This is a genomic window from Arthrobacter zhaoxinii (genome assembly GCF_025244925.1).
In the GTDB taxonomy this organism is placed as follows: Bacteria; Actinomycetota; Actinomycetes; order Actinomycetales; family Micrococcaceae; genus Arthrobacter_B; species Arthrobacter_B zhaoxinii.
In genome coordinates this window covers 3,065,038-3,080,282 of record NZ_CP104275.1, presented here as the reverse complement: position 1 = coordinate 3,080,282, position 15,245 = coordinate 3,065,038, and the positions used below count along the sequence as shown (strand labels likewise).

The following is a 15,245-nucleotide window of genomic DNA, read 5'->3' as shown; positions in this document are numbered from 1 at the left end:
CACGGTACCGCCCCCGGCACCCACGGTAGCGGTCAACGCACCGGAAAGCGGACCCTGACGCGCCAGCCGCCGCCGGACCGCGGACCTATTTCGGCGATGCCGCCGTGCAGGTCAGCACGCTCACGGATGCCCCGGATACCGAAGCCGGACCCCGCAGTGTCCCCGGCGCGCGGCCTGCCGTTGTCCACGGTTTCGACTTCCACCCAGCGGTTCCCTGTCTCCGTGGTGCCGGTCCGGAGCGCGACGACGGCGGCCCCTGCGGTGGAGTGCCTGCGGACGTTGGCGAGGGACTCCTGAACCGTCCGGTAAATCGAGAGGCCCATGGGCGCGGGGACCCGGTCCAGGGCGCCGGGAGCGTCCTCGGACCGGTGGTAGGACACCGACAGTCCCGGTTGCTCCTGCACCAGTTCGGGGACGTCCGCCAGGCCGGGCTCCGGACTGCGCCGCGCACCGCCGTCGGACTCTGGGCCCGGGTCCCCGCCGGCGCGGAGCACGCCCAGCAGGGAGCGCATCTGCTCGACCGCCTCCCGGGAGGAGGCCTCAATGGTCTGCAGGGCGCCCGCCGTAGCTTCCGGCTTTTTCTCCAGCACGCGCCGGGCCGCGCCGGCCTGGACGCCGATCACCGAGATGTGGTGCGCGACGACGTCGTGCAGCTCCCGCGCGATGCGCAGCCGCTCGTCCAGCACCGCCTGCCGGGCCAGTTCCGTCGCCTGGAGTTCCAGCTGCGCGGACTGCCGGACAAGAAGTTCACGCTGGTGCGCGCTGCGCCAGGCACTCATGCCGAACATGATGGCTCCGCCGAAGAACGCCGCGTTGATCGCCAGGTTGTACAGGGCCAGGGAAACCAGCGGCGGCAGGAATCCGCGGTAGGTGTCATCGCCTTCCGTGATCCGTTCCAGCATGCCGTCATAGGAGGACGAGACGGTGAAGGAGAGGATGACCCACAAGGCCATCACCGCAATAACCACGGTGGTGCCGAGCCAGAGCATCCTTCGGTCCTTCGCCCATGCCACGGCTGTGTAGAGCGAGGCGAAATAGGCCGCCTGGAAGGTCATCTGGGTGGCGACCATGGGCACCAGCAGTCCCAGGCCCAGGAACACGGCGCTGCAGACCAGCATGACCGCCACCGGGTAACGTCGGCGCACCACCAAGGGCAGGATAATCAGAGCCAGCGCCAGGTGCTGGATCCAGATGGGCTCGGTTTCCCCGGCCAGGGCGCCGATTCCGCGGCTCACCTCCAAAATGAACGCGGAGACCACCAGCAGGACCAGGGTTCCGATGACGTCGTGGCGCTGCTGGTCGCGGGTGGGCCCCGGGCGTTCCCAGTCCTCGCCGGTCCGCCAGGGGAGACGGGTGAGCCAGCGCGGCCGCGTCTTCTGGTGCTGCTCTGCGGCGGCGTCGGCCCGGTCGAAGGCCATGGTCTCGATCATGGTGCCCAGTCTAGGAGCCGAACGGTGCGCGGGGGCTCCGCCGCGGGGATGAGCGACCGGGGGATGAGGGAGTCCGCCACTGTGGTGCGGTTCGACGTTGGTGCCCGGGGACGCCCCGGGTGCCGGTGTGTCGGCTGCCCAGCCTGCCGCCGTCGTCGTACCGCCGCTGCCGCTGGCCGCCGTCGTCGTACCGCCGCTGCCGCCGGCCGCCGTCGTCGCACCGGAAACGGCACGGGTGGGGCCCGCACCGCTGTGCTGGAGCGAAGGGAGTGATTTACTGCGTAGGTAGAGGCAGCCCGGACGGCAGCCGGCCATCAGCGTAGATGACAGGACTTACAGCATGTTTGTACAGGAAGCACAGGCGATCCTGCCTGAACTGGTGGCCCTGCGGCGGGAGCTGCACCGGGACCCGGAGACCGGAATCAACCTGCCCCGGACGCAGGAAAAGGTCCTTGCCGCCCTGGAGGGGCTGGATCTGGACATCACTTTGGGGGTCAAGACCACCTCCGTGGTCGCCGTACTGCGCGGAGCCGAACCCGGCCCGACGGTCCTGCTGCGCGGCGACATGGACGCACTGCCGGTGAGTGAACTGACCGATCTGGACTATGCCTCCACCAACGGCGCCATGCACGCCTGCGGACACGACCTGCACGTTGCCGGCCTCGTGGGTGCAGCCCGCCTGCTCTGCGCCCAGCAGCAGGACCTCTCCGGCAATGTGATCTTTATGTTCCAGCCGGGGGAGGAGGGCCACGACGGTGCGAGCCTGATGCTGGACGAGGGAGTGCTCGACGCCGCCGGGGAACGTCCCGTCGCCGCCTACGGCATCCATGTGCGTCCCGGTCCGCTGGGGGTCTTCCGCACCAAGCCCGGCACGCTGATGGCCGGTGCGAACGAACTGAGGATCACGGTGAAGGGATCCGGCGGGCACAGCTCGCAGCCGCAGACGGCCATCGATCCGGTGCCCGCTCTGACCGAAATCGCGACGGCGCTGCAGATTATGGCCACGCGCCGGTTTTCCGCGTTCGATCCGATTGTGCTCACAGTGACCCAGCTTTCCGCCGGGGAAGCGATCAACGTTATTCCCGATACCGCCAGCCTTGGCGCCTCGGTCCGCACGTTGTCGGAGGAATCCCTGGACCGCGTGATTGTCGAATCCAAGGCGCTCGCCGAGGGAATCGCGGCCGCGCACGGGTGCACCGTCGCGGTGGACTTCACCATCCGGTACCCGGTCACCCGCAACGACGCGGACCGGACGCGGGAGGCCGTCACCGGGCTGCGGGAGATCTTCGGCGAGGACCGGGTGCTTGAATCCCGGGATCCGCTGATGGGCTCCGAGGATTTCTCCCTGGTGCTCAATGAGGTTCCAGGCACCTTCCTCTTCCTGGGAGCGACGCCGCCGGAGGTCAATCCGGTCACTGCCGCGTGGAACCATTCCCCGCGGGTGGTCTTTGACGACGCGGTGCTGGGGGACCAGGCCGCCGCCCTGGCGCAGCTGGCCTACAACCGGCTCACCTGAGCAGCCGCCATTGACCGCACCCCTGCCCCGGTCGGGGCGGGGGTGTTAGCGTCGGGAGCATGTCTCCCCTCTCGAAGGTCCTTGCCCTTGCCGCCCGCCCCGCACCGCCGACGTCGAAACCCCGTCGCTGGGCCGCCGTCGGCCTCGGGACGTTCCTGGCCTTTGCCGGGACCTCTCACCTGACCTTCGCCCGGCAGGAGTTCCAGGCGCAGGTGCCCGAATGGGTGCCGCTGGGGGAGGACGCCGTGGTGCTGCTCTCCGGCGTCGCCGAGATCAGCCTCGGCGCGGCGCTGATCCTGCTGCCGAAGCGGCGGGTGCCGGTGGGCCTGGCCGCGGCTGCCTTCTTCATCGCGATCTTCCCGGGCAACATTTCCCAGTACGTCACGCATACGGACGCGTTCGGTCTGGAGTCCGACGGCGCCCGGCTGGCCCGGCTGTTCTTCCAGCCGCCGCTGGTGCTGTGGGCACTCTGGTCCACCGGTGCGTGGAAGGCGCTGCGGGACGGGCGGAAGGACTAGTAGCGCGACGTTTTCTCCCAGATGACCTTCTGATCAACCTCGACGATGATCAGGCGGTCAGCCGCACCCATTTCCTGGAGCCGAACCCGGCGCCTTTCAGCCCGGGGCAGTTTCCGGAGGCGTTTCCGTCTGGCCCGGCGCAACTCGGTCTCCTGGTCAGCGCGCTCGTTGATCGGGTCCTCCCAGTCCCGGTACCACTGAGGCAGCAGGAGGGGCCGGAGGACCTTTGGGAGGAAATAGATGTGCATCATCACTATGGGCATGCAGAGAATCATGGGTGCCAGGATGAGCTCCCTTGTCAGCGAGGCGTCCACACCCAGCGCTTCCAGGCCGAGGAGAACATCCATCACGGTCATCGGCACACCGGCCCAGAACATCATGAAGCCCAGCCGGGAGTGCTTCGCCGTCGACTGGGAGCCGGACGGACCTACCCAAGACGTCCAACGGCCGGAATATGCGAGAACACCCGGCACGAGCAGGGCGGGACCGACGCATATTACGAAGACGCCGAACGCTATGACGGCAAACTGGGTCGGAGTATCCATGGCGATCACTCTAGGGGACGGGGTGCGGGGCTGCCGGGATTGGTGTGCGGGAATCGCTTGATCCCCATCTGGGAATCGGGGATGAGCCTGAAGTACTCCCTGACCCGGTGACTGATTGGCACGCGGCGCTCACTGAGGACAGCGGGGCGCTCCCCCTCCGCCTCGACGAAATCCAGCGTCGGGCGGAACTGCCACACCGGATTTCCCGGCTTCGCGCCATGGACGTGGTCCTGTGGATGCACGGCACCGGCGGCGGGACGCCCCAGCCCCCGGCCGGTGAAGACGAAGAGGCTTAGCCCCTGAACCCGCATCTACTGAGCAGATAACGGGCTTATCCCTGCTGAATAGCCGCGTTATCTGCTCACTGGATTCCGCTAAACCCCGTTATCTGCTCACTAGGTGCCGCGCCGCGGGTTCATAGTGCAGTAGATGCTGGGTGCCAGCCGGCTAGGGGACATCTACTGCACTATGAACGTGCCAGAGCCTTCGAATTCCGGCAGAGCATCCCAGTCAGTGGTGGTTCTGTTCCCGCTGGGACAACACCAGCCCCAAACGTCACACCGGGTGGGAAACTGTGCCGGAGGAGCCCGGCATACGCCGCCTTCTGTACACCTGATGTCGCCTGCAAGCCCGGAGGACAGCATCAGCTGTACAGAAGCGCTCTTGTTCCCTAGGAACACTTAGTGTGCGGTCTGACTGTTATCTACGGCCGATAGTGACCGCTGGGAGTAGCTTCATATCGGCGAATGCACCGCGTCCTCCGCGGATGTGTCCGCTGACAAATTCGGTTCGAGGAGCGTTGGGTGAAGATCCTCTGGGCCGGCGGTAAAACGACCGAACTTCATGTGGTTTCATGTCGTCCGGCGAGCTGAAGAAATCCTCGTCGAGGGTGGTGTCGACCTGCCCGTTAGTGATGGTGATCGGGACCAGCCACGTGTTCTCCGGCCGGTACCCAAGCGTCCTTTGCCCTGACGAACCCGATGCTCCCGTTGTTCGAGGCTCGAATGCCGCAGCACTATTGGTTGCCTTTTTACCCCGGACTCCGTGGACTCCCTGCCGTAGGTTCTCAGCGGCTTCCGACATGAACTTCACTATGTCCTGGTCGCGGTTAGAGAAGTCTGTGCAGGCGGCAACGTTCTTATAGTTGCCCAGCGGAATGTGGTGCGTTGTAAGTGGAACATATTCTCCGGTAGCTAAGCCGTCCAACCAGTCATGTACGTCGTCGAACCGGACTTCCAATAGGTCCCAGATCTTTCCAACCCGCCAGAAAACAAAGCGCCGGTGGCACAGATCGGTCAGTACGCCCATGTACATAGGGCGGAGCTTCACTAGAGCGGTTTTGACTTTCTTGGCAGACGGGAGTGGAAGGCTCCGCGCCTTACGGCCAATTCTGGAGCCCATCTCCCAGTAGGCGAAAATCCCGTAGCTGTACTCACAAACCTCGTTGATAATCCGGACATGCTCGGGGTCCGTGGCGATGAATCCTCTCCCTGCCCGCATGGTCCTCGCGACTAGCCTGTCCACCGCCAGAACATCCCGGAACTGATCGAAGAATGTGGCATACATCCGCGGATGGAACTCTTTTAGAGTCTCCTGCAGGTCTGCAACCGCAGTGGAACCAGCACTCACGGTGGTGCGATAGGTCCGGAATGCGGGCTCGGGAGACAAGCCGGTATGCTGTCCGCCCTCCACCTCCTTTTGAATCAGTCCCACTACCTTGCGGTTTTGCAGCTGAGCTACAGAGGCCGGCTTCGGAGGGGTCAAAGCAGTGTTCGTTGCTGCGGCTATCTGTAACCTCTTCACTCGCCCCGCAGCGTGGGCATCATGACTCAGAGCGAGCTTGACGGCAGCCTCAGGATCTGGTGATCTGAGCGCGGATTTGGCAGGTATACCGTTCTTCCCGAACGGCTTGCCAGATTTGGCTGCGGGCTTTTGAGACTCACCCCCGGACGCCAAGGAAAGCACATTCACAGAACTCGACGCTGAGGCGGTACTTACGTTTCGCGTGGCCGTCGGAAGCGGTGGCTGAGATTTCAAACGCTGCGAATGCTCAATGATTTGTGGCCACTCCCGTTTGGGATGGCGGGACAACTCTAAACGGGAGGGTAGCAACCCCTCCCTCTCGAGGCTTTCGCGTTCGTCCTGGCGGATCCGCTCGTATGTCTCGAAGGAGATCCTGCCGTCAGCACTCGGTGTATAGGGGAGCGGATGGTCCTGCCGCCATTTCCAGCGCTTCCCGAAGAATTCAAGCAGTACCTGCACCTCGGAGGTGTACAACATCAGTGTCGGGGTCGCTTCCTCCCGAGGTACTCCACGGAGGATTACCTCATTTATGACGTCGATGCGAGGCAGCATCAGATCACGGGCGAGCCGCGAAAGTGTCATGGAGAGGCTGTCAGGATGCCCTTCGGGGACCGTCAACTCCTGACGGTGGGCCTCCCTGACGTGGGATTCCTGAGCCGTGGTCAGGCGGTAGCTCGCATGCATTTCCTCGGCGTCGCCACCACTCTTACGGATGACCCACTGGATCGACCGGTTGAGTTCCTTGGCCAGTCGGTGGACCGGCGCCTTCTCGTCGTATTCGGGGTCAGTGGCACGGGCCAGATCATCCCGGAGGGGCTGGAGTTTCTGGCGAAGTTCTTTTTCGAGCAAGGTGGATCGTCTTTCGGGCAGCGCGTCATCGTTGACGCGGGTGGAGAGAAAAAGGGTAAGGGAAAAGAGCAGGGCAGTGGCCCGGCACAAACGGCCGGGCCACAAGGTGAACCAAAAGCGGACTAGCCCGCCCGCGCCTCCGCAAACCGCGGGGCCATGGACTCCATCTGCTCCATGACGAGCTTGATGGCGGCCGGCTGCTTGTCCGGCGGGTAACCGTTCAGGACCAGGAGCCGTTTGATCGAGGAGCGCAGCTTGGCCCGGACGTCGTCGCGCACGGTCCAGTCCGTGCGGACGTCGCGGCGCATTACCTTCACCAGATCGCGGGCAATGTTCGCCAGGACGCCTTCGCCCTGCACATCCACCGCGGACTCGTTCTGTGACACCGCGTCGTAGAACGCCAGCTCGTCCTCGTTCAGCGCCGGCGAGAACTGCTTGCCTCGGTCCTTCTCCTGTGAGACCTCCTTGGCCAGCTCCACGAGAGCGGCGATCACCTCTGCGGAAGTCAGCTGCTGGTTGGTGTATTTGTTCATCAGCTCGGTGATCCGCTCCGAGAAGGCCCGCTCACGGATGGCGTTGTTGCGCGTGGTGCGGGTGGCCTCCTCCGAGATGAGTTTCCGGAGCGCTTCGATGGCCAGCTGCGGGTTCCTTGCCTGCTGGGTCTGGGCCATGAATTCCGGCGTCAGGTCATCCAGCGACGGCTTCGGCATGCCGGCGGCCTCGTAAATGTCCAGTACCTCCCCGGAGACCGTCGAGGTGGCGATCAGCTGACCGAGTAGCCGGGAGATGTCCTCGGGCACGGGCTCGCCGCGGGACTGGCGGTCCTCGGCATCCCACTTGGCCATCCAGACCCGGATTTCTTCGTAGACCTTGATCTCGGGCAGCAGTCGGGACAGATGCTCGGAGCCCGAGCACAGTGCCCACGCCCGCGCCAGCTGCCCGGAATACCGCCGGTATTGGGAGGCGAGGCTTTCGCCGTCGGGCTCCGGCTGGTTTCCGGGGGTGAGTGGATCGCGCAGGTAGTTCACCGCTCCGGTGACGGCGTGCAGGAACGCTTTCGGGCCGCCCTTGTTCAGCGTGGCCTTCCAGTTGTGTCCGGCAAGCAGCTCCCGCAGCTTTTCCACCAGGGTTTCGGTGAGCGCGATGGCTTCGTCGATGTTCTTGCCCAGCGGCTGCTGCTTGCCGTCCTGCCGGCTGTATTCCTTCAGCGCGGCGGCGAGGTTTTCCGCCAGCGGGGCGTAGGCCACGAGCAGGCCGTCCTCCTTGCCGCGGAAGGTGCGGTTCACCCGGGCGAGGGTCTGCATCAGCAGGGCGCCCTTCAGCGGCCGGTCCAGGTAAAGGGTGTGCAGGGGCGGGGAGTCGTAGCCGGTGAGCATCATGTCCTTGACGATCACCAGTTCCAGCTCGTCATCCACGGTCTTGAGCCGTTCCTTGATGACGGCGTTCATCGAGTCGCGACGGACATGGTTGGAGACCGGGGGAGTGTCCGAGGCCGTGCCGGAGTACACCACCTTGATCTTGCCCTTGTCGAGCTCATCCGAGTGCCAGTCCGGACGGATCTGCACAATGGCGTCATAGAGCCGGGCACAGATCTCACGGGTGGCCCCCACGATCATGGCCTTGCCCGGCGCATCGATAAACTTGCCCATCTGCTCCCGGCGCCGTTCCCAGTGCGCCACCAGGTCCTGGGCGAGTGCGGCGATGCGCTCCGGAGCCCCGTACACGGCGTTGACGACGGCGACGCTCTGCTCGATGCGCGCCCGCTCGGTATCGTCCAGGCCGGCAGTGGCTTCATCGGCGGCCTCATCCAGGGATTCCTCGGTGATGCCTTCGGCCAGGCCGACCTTGATCAGCCGCGGCTCGAAGTACACGGGGACGGTGGCGCCGTCGTCGACCGCCCGATTGAGGTCGTAGATGTCGATGTAGTCGCCGAACACGTCGCGGGTGTTGCGGTCCTCGAAGGAGATGGGGGTGCCGGTGAAGGCGATCAGGGTGGCGTGCGGCAGGGCGTCGCGCAGGTGCCGCGCGTAGCCGTCCAGGTTGTCGTAGTGGCTGCGGTGCGCTTCATCCACCACCACAATGATGTTGGTCCGGTCGGAGAGCAGCGGGTGCTCCGCGCCGGCGTCGCGCTCGGCCTGACTGCGGCCGAACTTCTGCAGCGTGGTGAAGTAGATGCCGCCAGTGGTGCGGCTGCTCAGCTCTTCGCGCAGTTCGGAGCGTTTACGGATCTGCCGGGCGGTCTCGGGCAGCAGCTGGCTCTGCACGAAGGTTTCGTACAGCTGCCCGTCCAGTTCGTTGCGGTCGGTGATGACGACGACGGTGGGGTTGCGCAGCTTGGGGTGGCGGACCACCAGGTTGGTGTAGAGCTCCATTTCCATGGACTTGCCCGAGCCCTGGGTGTGCCAGACGACGCCGGCCTTGCCGTTGCTGCCTACTGCCTGGACGGTGTTGCCCACGGCTTTGGTGACGGCGAAGTACTGGTGCGGCTTGGCGATCCGCTTCGTCAGGCCGGAGGCGCCCTCGTCGAAGGCGGCGAAGTTGTTGACCAGCTGCAGGAACCGTTCCTGGTTGTACAGGCCCAACAGGGCGGTATCCAGGCCGGTGGCGGGTTCGCCGTCGAGCAGAGCGCCCGGCGCGACCGGCTTGCCGTCGTCGTCCACGTTCCAGGGCGAGAAGTGGTTGAACGGGGTGAACGGGGTGCCGTATTTGGCGAACAGTCCGTCGGAGGCGAGCGTGAAGACGCAGAACCGGAACGCCATGGGGAATTCGCGCAGATAGGTGGCGAGCTGGTTGTGAGCCGCGGCGACGTCGGCGTTCTTGCTGCCGGCCTTCTTCAGCTCGATGATGCTCACGGGCATACCGTTGCAGTAGAGCACCAGGTCGAAGCGGCGTTTATAGTCGCCGTGCTGGAGGGTGACTTGGTTGACGGCCAGCCAGTCGTTCTCGTCCGGGTCGTGGCTGAGCAGGCGCAGCGTGGGGCTGACCTCGGTGCCGTCCGCGTCGATGTAGGTGAGCCGGAAGCCGCCGGTGAGGTAGTCATGGATGCGCTTGTTCTCGGTGATGGCATCGGCGGACTTGGGGGCGGCGATTTCCGCCAGGGCCTGCTTCAGGTACTGGACGGGTACTGTCGGATTGAACCTCTGCAGGGCGGCCAGCAGCCGGGGCCGGATGAGCAGCTCATCCCAGGTATCGCGCTCGCCGGTGCCGGGTGCGATGTCCTGTCCGGTTTTCGGGCGCCAGCCGAGCGGTTCGGCGAGCATCTCCAATGCGCTGCCTTCCCAATCGGCTTCGGAGTACCCCAGCTGCTGTGCCTGTGCCATTTAGACCATTTCCCCCATGGTGTTTTCAATATCTTTTACTCGCAGCTTCCCGGACATCAGCTGCGGTAGCAGTGCGTCGCGGGTGGCGGCGAGGGTTTCGTTTTCCGCCGTTATGGAATCACCCAGGTGCAACATAGGTCGCGCCAATGCTGCATACCGAAGCTGTATCTCTCGTGAAACCAATGGCGCCATAAACGATTGAATTGCGTCCGATTTCAGGTGAAGTACTGTCGTTCCGCTGGTCAGGCTCTGACAATGCGTGCGGAACCGGCCTTGAAGCATCGTGCCGAGCAGAAACTCTTCCGGCTCGTCCCCGGCCGGGCGCACGATTGCCAAATCCAAACTGGCGACAAGTGTGGAGTGCCGGCTGCTGGCCGGAACGCGTACTGCGCGGCCAACGACTTCGGCAGCTTGCGTGAGGTCTGTTTGGGCCACTACCAGATCTCCAGGTCGGATGACTTGTTGCGGCTTATGGGGGCCCGAGTACTCCTTGAGGCCTCTGGCCGAGTAGCCTCCGTTACGGTCGAAGGATTTTAGCGTGACTAGGGCGGTCGACGACTCGGTGAGGTCGACGCTCTTGTATGAGACGCCCTTAGTGACTGTAACTAGATCCGAGAAAGGAACGAGCTCCTCTGGACTTCCAACTACTTTCTGGTAAGAGGCGGAGAGGGAGTGGGTAAGCATCTCAGTGAGCTTGGTGTTGGCGGCGATCTTGTCGTCGAGGGCCCCCAGCACCTCAGCGATCGCCCGCTGCTCAGCAGAGGACGGTATGGACAGTCGAATTTGGCGTAAAGCGGTCTTGTTAAATTTCGGCTGCGCACTACCGCTAATTATCGATTCCAGCAAGTCTTGACCTACAGGAGAAGACATCAGGTAGTAGAAAAAATCCTGACGGAGCACATCAGGGTCAATTGGGCGACAGACTACTGCATTCGGCCCCAGCGTTGTTGGCATCCCTAAATCTGGGACTCTGAAAACCGTGCCAGCATTTGCGCCAACGTTGCTAATGATGACATCGCCAGGGATGAGGCGGCTCTTCTTTAGGAACTTATATGAGGATTCGTCAACGTAGCTGAAGGGTCCTGTCCAGCCAGCGTTGTAATCGACGAGTCTCACGAGGACTGCGAAGCCTGGTGTAGTGGAGGTCGTGACGTTGTTTCGCAACGACTCAAAACTGCCGTTGGCGACGAAGTCAGAGACATCCACAACATCTCGTAGCCGATGATATGTCAGCTCAGCCATCAGATCCGCCCCAACTGCTCGCGCACAACCTTCGCAAGCCGGTCAGATTCCTCGAACTGCTCGAACAGTTCCTTCTTCAGCCGCTCGATCTTCTCTTCGATCGGCTCTCCATCGTCCTCGATCGCGGCAGCACCGACGTAGCGGCCCGGGGTCAGGGCGTAATCGGCGGCCTTGATCTCCTCCAAGGTGGCCGAATAGCAGAAGCCGGGCTCGTCGTCGTACTCGAGGCCGGCATCGACCGCGGAAGCCTTGCCGCGCCAGGCGCGGAAGGTGTTGGCGATCTTGCTGATGTCGTCCTCGGACAGGGCACGCTCGGCACGGTCCACCATGAAGCCGAGGTTGCGGGCGTCAATGAACAGCACCTGGCCGGAACGGTCGATGGAGCCGTTGGCGCCCGCGGTCTTGTCCTTGGCGAAGAACCAGGTGCAGACCGGGATGCCGGTGCTGCGGAACAGCTGGGTGGGAAGGGCGATCATGCAGGAGACCAGATCCGCCTCCACGAGCTGGGCGCGGATCTGGCCCTCGCCGCCGGAGTTGGAGGACATGGAGCCGTTGGCCATGACCACGCCCGCTTTGCCACCGGGGGCCAGCTTGGAGATGATGTGCTGGATCCAGGCGTAGTTGGCGTTGTTGGCCGGCGGGACGCCGAACTTCCAGCGCGGATCGGACTCGGAGCGGGCCCAGTCCTTGATGTTGAACGGCGGGTTGGCCAGCACGTAGTCGGCTTCCATCTCCGGGTGCTGGTCCCGGGCGAATGTATCGCCCCAGCGGGAGGCCAGGTTGCCGTTCAGACCGTGGATGGCCAGGTTCATCTTGGCCATCCGCCAGGTGCGCTCGTTCAGCTCCTGCCCGTACACCGAGATGTCCGAGCCCTCCTTGTTATGGGCTTCGAGGAACTTCTCGGTCTGTACGAACATGCCGCCCGAACCGCAGCACGGGTCGTAGACGCGGCCGTGGTCCGGTTCAAGGACCTCTACGAGCACGCGGACGACGCCGGCAGGCGTGTAGAATTCGCCGCCCCGCTTTCCCTCGGCGCGGGCGAACTTCTCGAGGAAGTACTCGTAGACCTCGCCGAGCAGGTCACGGGCTTTTTTGGCGCCGTCGCCGGTGAAGCGGGCCGAGTTCAGCAGGTCCAGCAGTTCGCCGACGCGGCGCTGGTCCACGTTGTCGCGGTTGTAGATGGTGGGCAGCGTGGCGGCCAGGGTGGGGTTGGCGCCCATGATGAGCGTCATCGCGTCGTCGATGAGTTCGCCGATGGACTTCGCCGGGGCATCGGCGGATGCCTGGGTGCCCTTGGCGTTTTCGGCCAGGTACTGCCAGCGTGCCCGTGCCGGCACCCAGAAGACGCCGCGCCCGGTGTACTCGTCCACGTCGTCGATCAACTGGGCGATCTGGTCCTCGTTCATGCCGTCCGCTTCCAGCTCTGCCCGGATCTGGCTGCGGCGTTCCTCGAACGCGTCGGAGACGTACTTCAGGAAGACCAGGCCCAGGATCACGTCCTTGTACTGGGACGCGTCCATCGAACCGCGCAGCTTGTCGGCGGCCTTCCAGAGTGTGTCCTTGAGTTCCTTCATGGTTGACGGCAGGGCGGCAACCTTTGTTTTCGGGGGCACTAGCTGTTTCCTTCCATTGCGGCGTATGTGTCTGTCACGGTGAGGGTTCCTCCGGCTACGCCGTCCAAGACCAGCGTAGTGAGTTCCTCGAGCTGTTCGAGCCGGGCGCGGGCGCGGGTGCGTTGCGTTTCGATTTCGGTCAGGAAGGCGGCCACCTCCAACCCGGGATCGTCCCGGATCTGGCGGACCGGCCAGCGCTTCCACGGGCCGCGGTTGCCGGCCTGGGCGTTGATATCCGCAGTCAGCATTTCCGGCAGCAGGCCGCCGGCCCTTTCCTTGTTAATCCGGAGGATCCGGGCCGGATAGTCGACGACGGCGGACCCCTCGCTGTCCACGACGGCCGCGGCTCGCGGCCCGGTGCAGAACACGACGTCGCCGGGTTCCGTGAGCCGGCCGTTCTCGTGCAGGGTGCTGAAGGACATGAGGTCCACTCGGCGTGAACCGAGCGGTACCTCGCCCAGGAGCTCGGGTACCCCGAGAACAGGCGTGCCGTTCCCCGACCCGGTTTCGCCGTCGTGCAGGCGGTTCCCCTGCACGTAATGGACCCGCTTCTCCGTCAAGAGATCGCCGAGGGCGCGGGGCCGCCGGCGGGCGGGTGTTTCCGTGACCGGTTCAACCGAATACCGGAACAGGGTATTTGCTGGACTATTGGTGCTGAGTGCTTCCAGGATGTCATCAGCCCGGAGCGCAGCCGTGGCTCCGGCGGTGACACTTTGCGGAGGTGCGGCGTGTGCGGACGCCACCAGCGAAGTGTCACCGGGGAGGATGGACCGGGTGAGGACCAGCCTCGCGAACCGGAAGGAATGCGCCCAGATGGCCGCCCGGGAACCCATGCTTGCTGCCAGGTCGCTGACCAGGTCTTGGACGACGTCCGGGGTCAGGCTTTCACCGGTGAGGTCCGCGACCATGGTCCAGCGTTCCGGGATGGGCACGTTGGGGTGCGAAGGGCCCAACACCCAGAGGGCGGAAATCTGCCGGGGCTTGCTCTTCAGCAGCCCTTTGGGCAGCCGGACAATTGCCCGGACGCGGCCGTCACGGATCAGTCCGGAACGGATCGCCCGCAGGTCGCCCTTGGGCAGGACATCGCACAGCACCGAGGCCGGACCCAGCACAACGCCGCGCTGCCGGTCATCCATTTGCAGCACGCTGTGGTCGATGGCGTTCAGGACCTGCAGGGCATCCATGTCCGGCGATCCGGGGGACGGATACTGGGCTACATGAACGGCGGAGCCGGTCAGGCCGAAGGCGCCGGACTGTTCGACGGCCAGCCGCTTCTGGGGCAGCCCATGCACGAGCAGGCGGCGGCGGACCAGCCGCGCGGAGCCGCCGTCGTCGTCCCCGCCCATGAGAGTGGCATCGGTGCCGTCGCCCAGGATGCGAGCCACGGCCAGGAGCAGGTCGCTGCTGCCGCTGGCCGGGTCGGCGAATACCGGGGCGTCCGAAAGTGCGGTGGCCAGCTCGACGGCGATGGCGGCCACCAATTCCATCCCCGGTTCGGTGAGGGCCACGTCGGTGTGTGGGCGCAGCCCCTGGCGGAAACGGTCCGCCAGCAGCTTCTCGAAGGCCGCGGCCGGGTGGAACGCGCCCTCCACCAGCAGTTCCGCGTAGCGGGCCAGCGGCTCCAGCGCCTGGCCGGCGGCGTCCAGTTCCCGGAAGAGCAGTTCGTCGTCGGGATCCTGTTCGTCGGCCAGGTCCAGGAGCTCATCCGCGTCTTTGCCGACCATAGTCTCCCCGGTAAGTACCCGCAGTGCCAGCAGCGCGGTGAGCGTCGCGAAGACCAGAGTGGTGTCCCGGGGCAGATCGGATGCGACGGCGAAGGCGCCGAGGTCCGCCTCGACGTCGGGATTGTTGCCATGCCCGGTTGCGGTCAGCCACTCGGCCACCTGCCCTGCGTCGAATTGTTCCTGTCCGTTACGGGACGCGACGGGTTCGGGAAATGGCGAGTTCTTGCCGCGGAAACGGCTGCGCCACATGGAGACGGTTGGCCGCTGGACCTTGGCGAGAAGCGCGATGTCTGAAAGCGAGATGAGGAGCCGGGCTGGTGTGGTCACTGTGGTGGCTCCTTTGCTGTCGGATGAGTGCGTTAGGTCCAGAGTACGGCTATCAGCATCTTGGCGGTGGAAAACATTGATAAAGAGGGTTATCGGTCTTCTATATCCGTTTGTTAAAACCAAAGGCCTACGTTGATGGAGCGGGAATGAGGCCACAGGTCGTTTCCCGCAAGCTGCGGCCGTTGCAGGTGTTGGGGGGAACGGTCGCAGCTTCTCCAAGCAGTTCCCATCGCAGTAAGGAAGAAGACCATGACGCAGGAATCCTTTGGCCAGGCCGGAGCACATACCGACCCGGAGGCTCTTTCCGGGCCTGGTCTTCCGGATGTTATACCGCCGGCACCCCCAGGTCCGCTTCCCA

At 64.5% G+C, this 15,245-nt stretch carries 11 protein-coding genes; 4 read left to right on the top strand and 7 right to left on the bottom strand.

Annotated elements, in window-relative coordinates; genetic code table 11:
• Positions 1-32 precede the first annotated feature (32 nt).
• The gene (locus N2K95_RS14350; protein WP_260652079.1) at positions 33-1,430 is read right to left on the bottom strand and encodes a sensor histidine kinase; all 1,398 of its coding nucleotides are present in this window, start codon (positions 1,428-1,430) and stop codon (positions 33-35) included.
• 127 nt (positions 1,431-1,557) lie between these two features.
• On the opposite strand from N2K95_RS14350, the gene N2K95_RS14345 reads away from it, so the two are divergent.
• Genes N2K95_RS14345 through N2K95_RS14335 form a run of 3 tightly spaced genes read left to right on the top strand, consistent with a single transcriptional unit; the run spans position 1,558 to position 3,464 of the window.
• Positions 1,558-1,719, top strand: a complete 162-nt coding sequence (locus N2K95_RS14345; protein WP_260652078.1) for a hypothetical protein — start codon at positions 1,558-1,560, stop codon at positions 1,717-1,719.
• Between the two features lie 51 nt (positions 1,720-1,770).
• The gene (locus tag N2K95_RS14340) at positions 1,771-2,946 is read left to right on the top strand and encodes a M20 metallopeptidase family protein (protein ID WP_260652077.1); all 1,176 of its coding nucleotides are present in this window, start codon (positions 1,771-1,773) and stop codon (positions 2,944-2,946) included.
• A gap of 59 nt (positions 2,947-3,005) precedes the next feature.
• A complete protein-coding gene (locus N2K95_RS14335) occupies positions 3,006-3,464 on the top strand; it encodes a DoxX family protein (protein ID WP_260652076.1) in 459 nt (152 codons plus the stop codon).
• Here N2K95_RS14335 and N2K95_RS14330 read toward each other — a convergent pair.
• The gene (locus N2K95_RS14330; protein ID WP_260652075.1) at positions 3,461-4,009 is read right to left on the bottom strand and encodes a hypothetical protein; all 549 of its coding nucleotides are present in this window, start codon (positions 4,007-4,009) and stop codon (positions 3,461-3,463) included. The two genes, N2K95_RS14335 and N2K95_RS14330, sit on opposite strands and share 4 nt — an antisense overlap.
• A 107-nt stretch (positions 4,010-4,116) precedes the next feature.
• On the opposite strand from N2K95_RS14330, the gene N2K95_RS14325 reads away from it, so the two are divergent.
• A complete protein-coding gene (locus N2K95_RS14325) occupies positions 4,117-4,305 on the top strand; it encodes a DUF6308 family protein (protein WP_260652074.1) in 189 nt (62 codons plus the stop codon).
• 403 nt (positions 4,306-4,708) lie between these two features.
• Here the strand turns inward: N2K95_RS14325 and N2K95_RS14320 are convergent, their stop codons facing one another.
• From N2K95_RS14320 to N2K95_RS14300, 5 genes are all read right to left on the bottom strand, one after another.
• The gene (locus tag N2K95_RS14320) at positions 4,709-6,661 is read right to left on the bottom strand and encodes a hypothetical protein (RefSeq protein WP_260652073.1); all 1,953 of its coding nucleotides are present in this window, start codon (positions 6,659-6,661) and stop codon (positions 4,709-4,711) included.
• A gap of 122 nt (positions 6,662-6,783) precedes the next feature.
• Positions 6,784-9,981, bottom strand: a complete 3,198-nt coding sequence (locus tag N2K95_RS14315) for a type I restriction endonuclease subunit R (RefSeq protein ID WP_260652072.1) — start codon at positions 9,979-9,981, stop codon at positions 6,784-6,786.
• Entirely contained in the window at positions 9,982-11,223 is a 1,242-nt protein-coding gene (locus N2K95_RS14310) for a restriction endonuclease subunit S (RefSeq protein ID WP_260652071.1), read from the bottom strand.
• Positions 11,223-12,836, bottom strand: coding sequence for a class I SAM-dependent DNA methyltransferase (locus N2K95_RS14305; protein ID WP_260652070.1), 1,614 nt, complete (start codon positions 12,834-12,836; stop codon positions 11,223-11,225). The genes N2K95_RS14310 and N2K95_RS14305 overlap by 1 nt, the downstream gene beginning before the upstream one ends.
• Positions 12,836-14,887: a hypothetical protein gene (locus N2K95_RS14300; RefSeq protein ID WP_260652069.1), complete on the bottom strand. Its 2,052-nt coding sequence runs from the start codon at positions 14,885-14,887 to the stop codon at positions 12,836-12,838. Before N2K95_RS14300 ends, N2K95_RS14305 begins: the two co-directional genes overlap by 1 nt.
• Positions 14,888-15,245: the final 358 nt, after the last annotated feature.